At 39.5% G+C, this 11,645-nt stretch carries 7 protein-coding genes; all 7 read right to left on the bottom strand.

Annotated elements, in window-relative coordinates:
- Nucleotides 1-383: 383 nt before the first annotated feature.
- Nucleotides 384-1,526 (bottom strand): mannitol-1-phosphate 5-dehydrogenase, encoded by a 1,143-nt coding sequence (locus tag AC4QJR_RS01025; protein WP_496524994.1) that lies wholly within the window; start codon nt 1,524-1,526, stop codon nt 384-386.
- 5 nt (nt 1,527-1,531) lie between these two features.
- Nucleotides 1,532-3,625: a BglG family transcription antiterminator gene (locus tag AC4QJR_RS01020; protein ID WP_496524993.1), complete on the bottom strand. Its 2,094-nt coding sequence runs from the start codon at nt 3,623-3,625 to the stop codon at nt 1,532-1,534.
- A gap of 96 nt (nt 3,626-3,721) precedes the next feature.
- The gene (locus tag AC4QJR_RS01015) at nt 3,722-5,626 is read right to left on the bottom strand and encodes a PTS mannitol transporter subunit IICBA (protein ID WP_496524992.1); all 1,905 of its coding nucleotides are present in this window, start codon (nt 5,624-5,626) and stop codon (nt 3,722-3,724) included.
- 277 nt (nt 5,627-5,903) lie between these two features.
- A complete protein-coding gene (glmS, locus tag AC4QJR_RS01010) occupies nt 5,904-7,706 on the bottom strand; it encodes a glutamine--fructose-6-phosphate transaminase (isomerizing) (protein ID WP_098576659.1) in 1,803 nt (600 codons plus the stop codon).
- A gap of 467 nt (nt 7,707-8,173) precedes the next feature.
- Nucleotides 8,174-9,526, bottom strand: coding sequence for a phosphoglucosamine mutase (gene glmM / locus AC4QJR_RS01005; RefSeq protein WP_496524991.1), 1,353 nt, complete (start codon nt 9,524-9,526; stop codon nt 8,174-8,176).
- A gap of 38 nt (nt 9,527-9,564) precedes the next feature.
- Complete coding sequence (locus AC4QJR_RS01000) at nt 9,565-10,794, bottom strand: CdaR family protein (protein ID WP_251462774.1); 1,230 nt, start codon at nt 10,792-10,794, stop codon at nt 9,565-9,567.
- Nucleotides 10,787-11,614 (bottom strand): diadenylate cyclase CdaA, encoded by an 828-nt coding sequence (gene cdaA, locus AC4QJR_RS00995; RefSeq protein WP_375377321.1) that lies wholly within the window; start codon nt 11,612-11,614, stop codon nt 10,787-10,789. Before cdaA ends, AC4QJR_RS01000 begins: the two co-directional genes overlap by 8 nt.
- Nucleotides 11,615-11,645 lie beyond the last annotated feature (31 nt).

Raw genomic sequence — 11,645 nt, 5'->3', positions numbered from 1 at the left:
TTCAGCAAATTTCTATGTCAACCAAACGTTTGATTAAAACAGCTATATCCCTTGATACATATGCCTCTATCCCTCATAGTCCAAAAATAATTTGTAGAAAAATAAAAAAAAATAAGTCGTATCTTAGCGAAAAGTCAAGATGCGACATCCTTTCGACGAAATAACAAAAAGGCTATACTAATCAAACGTTTGATTAGTATAGCCTTAAGAACTGATATATTAGAATTATTCCTACAAAGTGACCGCAAAGATTGTCGATAGGAATGAATTAATTCCGCAGGAAATAATCTACTTTTCTACAAGATTTGATGAGATTTCCCAAAACCTACAAGGGTTTTAGTCATCCTCCGCTGCTTTAATGCAGTGGAGGACTGACCCTTGTCTTAATTCTTGAGCAAATTGTACTGGTTAATTATCTCAATAGAGATTTCACTATTTTCATCCAACCCGCATACTTCATTCAGAACAGTCGGTAGTCCTTTGTCCTGAATCATCGCTTGCAGTTTCACCGCTTCTTGATCTTCCTGATAGTCGAAATGTAAAGCAGAAGCAATCACCGTTGCAAGATTTTTGAAAGAAATGCCTGCTTTCGCGGCTTCCACAGCCGGTTTAACTAAACGATCATTTGGTCCCAGTTTACGGAGAGGCCCACGCGCTACCCTTGTCACGGCATCATTTAAATGCGCATTTTTAAAGCGATGAATGATCTTATCAATATATTGCTGATGTTCATTAGGATTTAAACCATATTGTTTAATTAAATAATCGCCTGTCTCTCCAAGAGTAGCTCGAACTTGATTCAGAATGTCTTCATCTGCTAATGCTTGATCAATTGTTTCTTTATTTCCTAGATAGCCAAGATAGGCAATGGTGGCATGGCCCGTATTCACGGTAAAAAGCTTTCTTTCAATAAATGGAGCAAGATCATCGACAATTTTCATCCCTTCAACAGGTGGAATACTCTCACTTGTTTCCACAACCCATTCATAATAGGTCTCAACCAGCACATCGAGTGAGCCCTGATTGTTCTGAATCGGTACAATCCGGTCAACGGCTGAATTAAAGAAATAGACTTTTCCAGCTAAATTTTCCTTTGTTTCTTCATCTAAATGATCAAATATATAGCCTTTTAACAAGTCGGTCGCTGAAATTTGATTTTCACAAGCAATCACATATAACTTTTCATTGTTCGATTTTACTCGTTTGGCTATTCCTTTCGCCATTAAAGGGGCAATATGCGGCAAAATATTCGGCCCAATCGCTGTCGTAAGATAAGTAGCCTTGCTGATTGCGTCCACTACCTCTTCTTCCTGTGTCAAATTATTCAATCCGGAAACATTTTCAACCATCATACTTTCTTGTTGATCGGTTGCCAATTTTACTTGATATTGCTTTTCTTTGTTTAACTGATTAATGATTTGGTCGGCGATATCAACAAAGGTAACATGATAGCCGGACTGTGAAAAAAGTGCGCCAATAAATCCTCTTCCAATATTTCCTGCTCCAAAATGGACTGCTAATTTCATTTTTATCATTCCTTAATAATATTTGTATGAAGATAGTCCAAAAAGACCGCTTCTAATCTCTCCCGGATCATCTCTTCATTCGCTGATGAAAATATCTGGATTGCTTCATTATTTTCAATTAAACTTGTACTTATCAAACTTACTATTTCCTGCTCTCTAACCGCTAATTCCTCAGGGGCAAGCATTAGAAGCAAATTTTTAATAAACATGTCCTTACCATCCATTCCTTTTACAAGCAATGGATGCTCCAAATGCGCAATCTGAAAAATAAGCTCCTGAACATGTTTATTCCTGCAGTGGAACAGGGCCATCCCTGTTTCTGGTATTCCGAGTCCGCCTTTACTTTCTCGCTCTTTTAATGAGGTCAGTACATCTTCTCCGTTTGTTAACAGTTTTTCCTTCTCAGCCTCATGTACCATTCTTTCAATAATCTTTTCATGGTCATTTACTTCAGGCATCTGATTGACACGAAAATTAGTTAGGACAGCCTCAATGCTTTTTTGGACATCTTTTAACTGTTGCAAGACTTCGGTAATGTCTGCCTTTTTTCCTCGGTCAGCTGAAAAGGATTCCTTTGGTGAAAATCCTAGATATCGTTTTTTCTCCGTTAGTACATCAATATTTTGGCGCAAGAATTCCCGAATCGTCTCTATATTTTCCTCAGTTAAAAGGGGAGAAACTAAAATATAATCTATGTCAATAAACGGTAGGTTCACAGTTGAAATAATCAAATCATAGTCTTCTAATTGATCTTTTTGCTGGATTTCTTTGATGGATTTGATTTCTATCTGTTCAATCCTGGGAATCTCCTTTTTCACTCTGCTTGCGAGCATTTTAGAAGTTCCGATACCAGTCGGACATACCACCAATGCATGGATTGGTAATTTTTCCTCCCTTAACACAAGCGCTGATCCGAAATGCATGACAATAAAGGCGATTTCATCATCAGGAAAGGAATCAATCTTTCTTAATTGCTTTTCTACACTATTTTTTACCGCGAGAAACAATAACGGATACTTCCGCATTATTTCCTCTTTTAAAGGGTTAAATAAACCCATTTGTTGTTTGATTCGATAAAGAGAAGGTTCCATATGAGCCAGCAGTCCTTGATACAATGAAAAGTCATTCGTTAAATCAACATGCAGTTGGGAGGAGACATCCTGTATAAGAGCTCTAACCAATTTGCTAAGACCGATACTGTCATAGGGAGCCTCATCCGCTGCTTGAAGTTTGGACCCCTTTAGGATTACGGCTAAATAGATGAAATCCTCTTTAGAGAACTTGACCGAGAAGATCGCTTCAAGTTCCTTACATATTTCCACTATTAGCCGATACTCATTTGTTAAATCATCGGAAAATTCTACATCCTCCTTTAATAAAAAGAAGTCTTCCGTCCTTTGCATGGTAATACATATATGTACGATAAGCCCAATATAATCACTATCGGCAAGACGCAGCTGCGAATTACTAAAAGTAGTATTTACTAACCGCTCTATCGCAAGAAGGTAGTCCGGAAGAAAGTAATGTAAAATATTTCTATGATCATACTTACCATTTTCCAACAAAAATAATCTCTCTATCAGTTCTTCATGAAAATGAAGCAGAATATAACTTGCTAGGGCTTTTCGCTTAGATGACTCCGAGCCGATCATATCGACCCCCACACCTCGTTTTCTTGTTAATTGCACATTAAAACGACCAAGCCAATCCTTCAATTCATCTAAATAAGTTGTCAAAGTTGCAATACTAACACCAATGTTACTTGATAAGACTTGAATCTTATAGGATTCCTCTTGAACCAAAGTTATTAATAACTGTAGTTTTTTTTCTTGCGGGGTTTGATCGATTGAATGATTCCCCATTAAAAATTGGAATAGGCGAAAAATTTGTTCGTTCTTCCCTTCAATCGCAAGTCCCTTCTCCATATTACGTATTAATCGGAGATCAAATGAATCAATAATTTTCTCTACCGCTTTTAAATCCCGGTGGATTGTTCGCCCGCTCACATTTAAGTATGCTGCTATCGACGAAACGGTATGTTTACCTGATGTTTTAACGATTAATTCAATGATTGCTTTTTCCCTAGAAGTTATATACATGCAATCAACTCGTTTCTGATAAAAAGTACACGAGGAAAAAGTGAATAGAAAAGCGGCAATATGCTGCTTTTCTATTCGTTAATTGAGAACTATTTATTATTTATCATTTAAAATATCCATGATTTCTGTTGCTGACTTGGCCTCAACCAGTCTTTCTATATTGGCCATATCTGAACAAGTAACAGCAATTCCAGATAAAATTTCAAGGTGTGTACCATCTTTCCCGGCAATGCCGAAAATCAGTCTTACCTTTTGCCCATCAAAATCCACACCATTTGGTACCTGTAATACCGTAAACCCAGAATTTAGAACATCTTTTTTCGCTTCTTCGGTACCGTGTGGAATCGCAACATCATTACCCATATACGTAGAAGTCATTTCGTCACGGGCAATCATGGCATCAATATAGCTTTCCTTCACATATCCCGCCTTAACTAGTGCCCGACCCGCAAAACGAATCGCCTCTTCCTTTGACGCAAATTCCTGATTGAGAAAGATATTTTCTTCACGCAGCAAAGCATCATCTGTATGTGGGTCACCACTTGGAACAACGGCTTCAGCGTCCTCGACGATTTCCTGCAGCTCAGCTGTTTCAGGATTTTTTAAACGATTAATTAATTTATCATATTCTGGGCTTGATAAGAAATTATCAACTGAAATATGATAAGCATGTGGTACTTGTTTCTGAGCTCTAGGTGTCAGTTCCTCCTGCGTTATAACAATTTGGGCATCAGAAGGCAGGTTACTAATCGCCATATTAGTCACTGAAATATTCATATCAGCTTCCTTAACCTTTTTCCGAAGAAGTGAAGCCCCCATTGCACTTGATCCCATTCCAGCATCACAAGCGAAGATAATTCTGCTTACATTTTCAGGAAGTTCTCCGTCATTAACAGCAAAAGCATTGGCAACGGAGCTCTTCTTGCCTTTCATTTCTTGCATTTTTCTTGCTGCTTCTTCAAGATCCGCATCTTGCTGCTTACCTGTCTTTAAAATAAATGATGAAAAAACAAAGGATACGACTCCAGCTACGAGGACTCCAGCAATGTTTGCTAAATAAGTACTTGCATGCGGCGGAGTAACGGCCATAATGGCAAGAATACTACCTGGCGATGCCGGAGCTGATAATCCCCCGCCTAACAGCCTTAAGGTAAATACACCGCTCATTCCACCCAAGATGACGGCAAAGAACAACATCGGACGCATTAAAATGTATGGGAAGTAAATTTCATGAATCCCGCCAAAAAACTGAATGATGGCAGCGCCTGGTGCTGACCTTTTTGCATTCCCTTTTCCAAAGATACAATAGGCCAAGAGAACACCAATCCCCGGACCAGGGTTTGCTTCAAGCAGAAACAGTATGGATTTTCCTGTTGTTTTTGCCTGTTCCAAACCGATTGGTGAAAGTACACCATGATTGATCGCATTATTTAAAAACAATACTTTTGCCGGTTCGATAATGATACTTGTCAATGGCAAAAGTCCTGTTGCTAACAGCCAATCTACACCCGTAACAAGCCAGCCGGTAAACGTGGTAACAGCCGGACCAACAGCTAAAAAGGCTAAGATAGCTAAGAATCCGCCCAATATCCCTGCTGAGAAATTATTTACTAGCATTTCAAAACCAGCTTTGACTTTACCCTCAATCAGCTGATCGAATTTCTTAATGACATAACCGCCGAGCGGCCCCATGATCATAGCACCAAGGAACATTGGGATATCTGCGCCCACAATGACACCCATTGTCACAATCGCCCCAACGACACCCCCGCGTTGATCGTGTACAAGTTTCCCGCCTGTATAACCAATTAATAGCGGAAGCAAGTAGGTAACCATTGGTCCTACTAATCTGGAAAGGTTTTCATTTGGGAAAAACCCTGTAGGAATAAATAGTGCAGTAATTAAACCCCAAGCTATGAATGCCGATATATTCGGCATAACCATCGAGCTTAAGAAGTTACCGAACTTCTGAACAGCTACTTTTATATTAGATTGAGCCATATGCCCTCATCCCTTCATTATGATGTTACCTTATTCATGGTAAAGGACAAACCGACTGCATTCAATAAAGAGGAAAACTAACTTTGTCATTATATAAGTGACAAAGTTAGTTTTTCTCAAAGGACAAATAGTTATGCCGCTTGGAAACCCATAAAACATGCATGGTAAGTCCTTGTTCTTCAAGGAATCCTTATTGCAAAATAAAAGACTCAATCCATTTCGGATTGAGTCTTACTAGAATAGATTTTTCATTCAACAGTTTCTTAGGACAGACTTATTACTCTACCGTTACTGATTTCGCAAGGTTACGCGGTTTATCCACGTCACAATCACGGTGCAGAGCGGCGTAGTAAGCAATTAACTGCATTGGTATAACAGAGATAAGTGGTGTTAATAATTCATGGACTTCTGGGATGACGAAGCTATCTTCGTCCATATTTAATCCCTTCATTGAAATGATACAAGTGCTTGCTCCACGTGCAGCAACCTCTTTCACATTTCCACGGATGCTTAAGTTTACACTTTCTTGGGTGGCAAGAGCGATTACTGGTGTGCCCTCTTCGATTAAGGCAATCGTTCCGTGCTTTAATTCTCCACCTGCAAAGCCCTCAGCTTGGATATACGAAATTTCCTTCAGCTTCAAGGCACCTTCTAAACCTACATAATAGTCAACACCGCGGCCGATGAAGAAAGCATTCCTTGTTACTGATAAGAATTCTCTTGAAATATGCTCAATCAACTCTTTAGAGTCACATAGCACTTCCATTGCATTTGCGATAATTCCTAGTTCATGGACTAAATCCATCTCAACGTCGATGTTTTGGCTCTTAGCTGTTACCTCAGCCAAAATGGCAAGTACAGCAAGTTGTGCAGTGTATGCTTTCGAAGAAGCAACGGCAATTTCAGGACCTGCATGAAGCAAAAGTGTATAATCCGCTTCACGAGAAAGTGTTGAGCCTGGGACATTTGTAATTGTTAAAGTTGGGTAACCTAATTCTTTTACTTTAACAAGCACTGCACGGCTGTCGGCCGTTTCTCCACTTTGTGAAATGAAAATAAACAAAGGCTTTTCTGTAAGAAGCGGCATATTGTAAACAAATTCACTAGCAATATGCACTTCGACAGGAATTTTAGCAATGTTTTCAATGAACTGCTTACCGACAAGTCCTGCATGGTAAGAGGTTCCTGCTGCTACAATATAAATCCGGTCTGATTTATTCACGGCCGCAATGATCTCATCATCAATGGTTAATTCACCCTGAGTATTTTGGTACGTTTGGATAATCTTACGCATCACAAGCGGCTGCTCATCAATCTCTTTTAACATATAGTGCGGGTACGTACCCTTTTCGATGTCACTTGCATCCAGTTCCGCTGTATATGGCTTTCGGCTGATAATTTCACCGTTAAGATTTTGAATGGTCACTTCATCCTTCGAAACAAGGACAACTTCTTTGTCCATTAATTCCAGGTATTGATTCGTAACTTGAATCATTGCCATTGCGTCGCTGGCAATCACATTAAAGTCTTTTCCTAATCCGACAAGAAGGGGACTTTTGTTTTTTGCCACATAAATGGTTTCGGCGTCTTCTGCATCTAATAACGCAAGCGCATATGAACCGTGTAACAGCTCTAGGGTTTTACGGAATGACTCTAAAACCTCTGACCCTTGGCTGACAAATAATTCAATCAGCTGAACAATAACTTCTGTATCTGTTTCGCTCGTGAACGAGACATCTGCTAAATATTCACGCTTTAAAAGGTCATAGTTCTCAATTACCCCGTTATGAACTAAGGTAAACCGACCTGAAGCACTTTGATGTGGATGAGAATTTACCTTACTCGGCACACCATGTGTTGCCCAACGGGTATGACCAATTCCCACATTTGCCGCAATATTTTCATCAACGATTTGACGTAAATCAGCTATACGACCTTTTTCCTTAAAAACATGAACTCCATTTTTGTTCATAACTGCTATGCCTGCTGAATCATAACCTCTATACTCAAGCTTTTCTAAGCCTTTTAATAAAATTTCTTTTGTATCATTATTTCCGATATATCCTACGATTCCACACATTTTCTAGTTCCTCCCTGATATAGGGGGCAAGAATGCTTTGGAGGCTAATGCTTGCCCCCTTATCTCTGTTTTTAAGGTATCTGTCTATACCCTTTTAGCATTACTGTTAGTATGCGCATTTTCTTCTCTTTGTGCACAAAGTTGCCTCTGTGTTTTAAAGAAGAAATTTTTCGGTTGTGCGTCTTCAACCGGGAGGTATCCGCCGAACATTCGATACTCCTCCTCCTCGTCAACTAACCCACCACATTAGGTTAGTCCAGGCGCTTTTTTTTTAATAGTAACTCTTATATTCTCACTCCCCACCTTTCGTTGAAATTATGCAGTATTTTGCTTTAAGAAACAAAGCAAATTAATACTACTATGATTACGTGTCCCCGTCAACCAAAAACAGGAATTCGTCATCATTCATACATAATAAAATATGCATAAAGGAAGGAGACCGTTCCCTTATGCATATTATATGGGTTCTATTCTTCTTTTAATTCCATTTCTTCCTTGACTACTGCTACAATTCGGTTTACATAGGATTCACATAATTCCTCTGTTGGTGCTTCTGCCATAACACGGACAAGTGGTTCTGTTCCAGATGGCCGCACGAGAATTCTACCGTCTCCGGCCATTTCAGCTTCAACCTGCTCAATAACCGCTTTTACTTGTGCATTATCGGTTACATGGTGTTTGTCGGTTACTCTCACATTGACAAGCTTCTGAGGGAATTTCTTCATTTCACCAGCCAGTTCAGATAACTTCTTCCCCGTAACCTTCATAATGTTAACTAACTGCAATCCAGATAATAAGCCATCCCCAGTGGTGTTATAATCTAGGAAGATAATATGGCCGGATTGTTCTCCGCCAAGATTAAATCCATTTTTCTTCATTTCTTCGACAACATAACGGTCACCCACAGCTGTCGGTACACTATGGATTCCATGAGCTTCTAGTGCTTTATAGAAGCCGAGATTGCTCATAACAGTTGAAACAATGGTTCCATGTTTTAGTCGACCTTGTTCTTTTAGATATTTACCACAAATATACATGATTTGGTCGCCATCCACGATTGATCCATTTTCATCAATGGCAATTAAACGGTCACCATCACCGTCAAAAGAAAGACCCACATCTGCACCTTTTTCTTTCACTAAAGCGGCTAATGCTTCAGGGTGTGTGGAACCGACACCCGCATTGATATTTAACCCATTCGGAGAAGCTCCCATGGTGGAGAGATCTGCATCCAAATCAGCAAATAAATGTGCGGCTAACGAAGATGTCGCCCCATGCGCACAATCTAAAGCAATATGGATCCCAGAAAAATCTTCATCGACACTATTTTTCAAGTATTGCAGGTATTTTTGACCGCCTTCGAAATAATCCATGACTTGCCCAAGTTCTGAACCGACTGGTCGAGGCAGCTGATCCTCTGGCATATCAATAAGTTTTTCAATTTCTAACTCCTGCTCATCAGAAAGTTTAAAGCCATCCGGACCAAAAAATTTAATTCCATTATCGGCGACTGGATTATGGGAAGCAGAAATCATAACACCTGCTTGTGCACCTAAGGCTTTTGTTAAATATGAAACACCTGGAGTAGAAATAACCCCCAAACGCATAACTTCCGCTCCAATAGATAGTAACCCCGCTACCAGTGCTCCTTCTAACATATGCCCAGATATACGAGTATCACGTCCGATGAGGACTTTAGGACGATCCTTGTCCTTTGTTAAAACATATCCGCCAAATCGTCCTAATTTAAAAGCAAGTTCCGGTGTTAATTCACTATTTGCTACTCCACGTACCCCATCGGTACCGAAATATTTTCCCATTTTAAAAATCTCTCCTTCAACATGTGTATTGCTGGATTTTATGCATTAATTTTATGGATCGTAATTTTCGCTGATGATTTAGCTGGTTTCCATTCTACTGCAGAAGGACCGTCAACATGAATGTCTACTTCATGATCCCCTTCTTCAAGGTTAGACACATCGATAAAGACATTAAAGTCTTCAGCCTTAACGCGAGTAACTTTTGAAGCGGGGCCGTTAACTAGTATATCAATCAACTGATTTTCAGGATCATTAATGGTAGCCTCATATTCATCGGATAATCCTTTAATGGTTACAGGTACATCCGAAAGGGTTTTTTCTTCTTCCTTTTTGACTACAACCGTTGCTTTTACCAATTGCGGTGTCACCTTGGTAATTCCATTTGAAATGATGACAGGCAATGTCAATGTGGTATTATCGGTAATTTTGCTAAGATCTACTTCCACGCGGACTCTTTCAGTATTATTTAGAACACTTTCACTCCCGTAGACGGTTGCTTCTTTTTTATCGATTTCAATCGACTCAATTGTCACTCCCTCTGGGGCGGTTCCATTTCTAACAATATTGATTGGCACAGTCTTTGTGTTGCTTTTCACTGGAATTGTAATTTTAACCGTATTAGGTTCCACTTGAACATTTAACTTATTTAGATCTTTATCAAGTACCTGGATGTCAGCTTCATCAGTAATCGTATCTTTTAGTTTATTTCTTGTTTCTAGAGTTGCCTTAACATAGCTAATCCGATCAACGATATTTTTTGCGCCTGTAATCTTTACCTTATTAGGTTCAACCACAGGGATACCTGCTGAATACCCCTCATCAATTTGATTCTTATTAAATTCTGCCTCTACCTTAAATTCCTTGGTAATCTTCTCTTGGACAGAAACAGTCACACTACTTGGTTTCACCGTTGCCGTCAATTTATCTGATAGATTTCTAACCTTTACTTTCACCTTCTGTTTTCCAACTTTGGCCTTTGTTAAATCTACATACACTTCAAAGTTTTTTAAGGCCTTTGCCGTCTGGATGTGCGTCAGTGGACCCTTTAAGGTGATTTCAACATTGCTTGGAATCCCAGACACGACTAAATTTTCAGTATCATAATAAACATTAACAGGAATATTAGTGATCGTGGCCGTGGATTGTTCTCCTGGAACATTGACGTCTGTTATCTTTTTCCCTGTATGTGGGACAGAGGAATAGAGAAGAACAGCTAATAGCAAAGCTAGGATTTTTATAAACCAGGGATTATCCATCCATTTATCCATTATTTTTTCCCCTCCAGTTCCAACGAGCTGAAGAAGCTTGTTTCGGTTTGATGTTAATTAGCAATTCACTCGTAAGTAATTCCTTTAATTCATCAAGATTGATTGAACGGTGAAGTTCCCCATTCTTTGTAAGCGAAATATTACCGGTCTCTTCCGATACAACGACAGTTAAACTATCTGTGACTTCGCTGATACCTAATGCTGCACGGTGCCTCGTCCCAAGCTCCTTCGATATAAATGGGCTTTCGGATAAAGGAAGATAGCAGGCGGCTGCAGCGACATTATTTTTCTGAATAATAACCGCACCATCATGAAGCGGTGTATTCGGGATAAAGATATTAATGAGCAATTCTGAGGAAATATTTGAATTTAACTGGATACCAGTTTCTATGTAATCGCCCATTCCTGTTTCTCTTTCAATAGAGATTAACGCTCCAATACGGCGCTTTGCCATATAATCGGTTGCCTTGACAATCGCTTCAACTGCCTTTTCCGGACCTTCATCATCCAAAGTACTGCTTCTCGAGAAGAACTTCCCCCTGCCTAATTGCTCAAGGGCTCTCCTGAGTTCAGGTTGAAAAATGATAATAATCGCAAGAAACCCGTATGTTATCGCCTGTTCCATCATCCAGCTTAACGTTTGGAAGCCTAGAAACTCGCTGACAACTCTGCCTAAAAGAATAACGAGAATGCCCTTTAGTAATTGGACGGCCTTCGTTCCTCTAATCACATTGATCAACTTGTAAATGACATACCATACGAGGACAATATCAACAATACTAGCTAAATACTTCCATATTTCGAAATCAGCAAACGGCATTGTTCTTCCTCCGTAATTTTCTTTATCACAT

Source organism: Neobacillus sp. BP17 (genome assembly GCF_059579525.1).
This window is presented reverse-complemented; position numbering and strand designations above follow the sequence as displayed.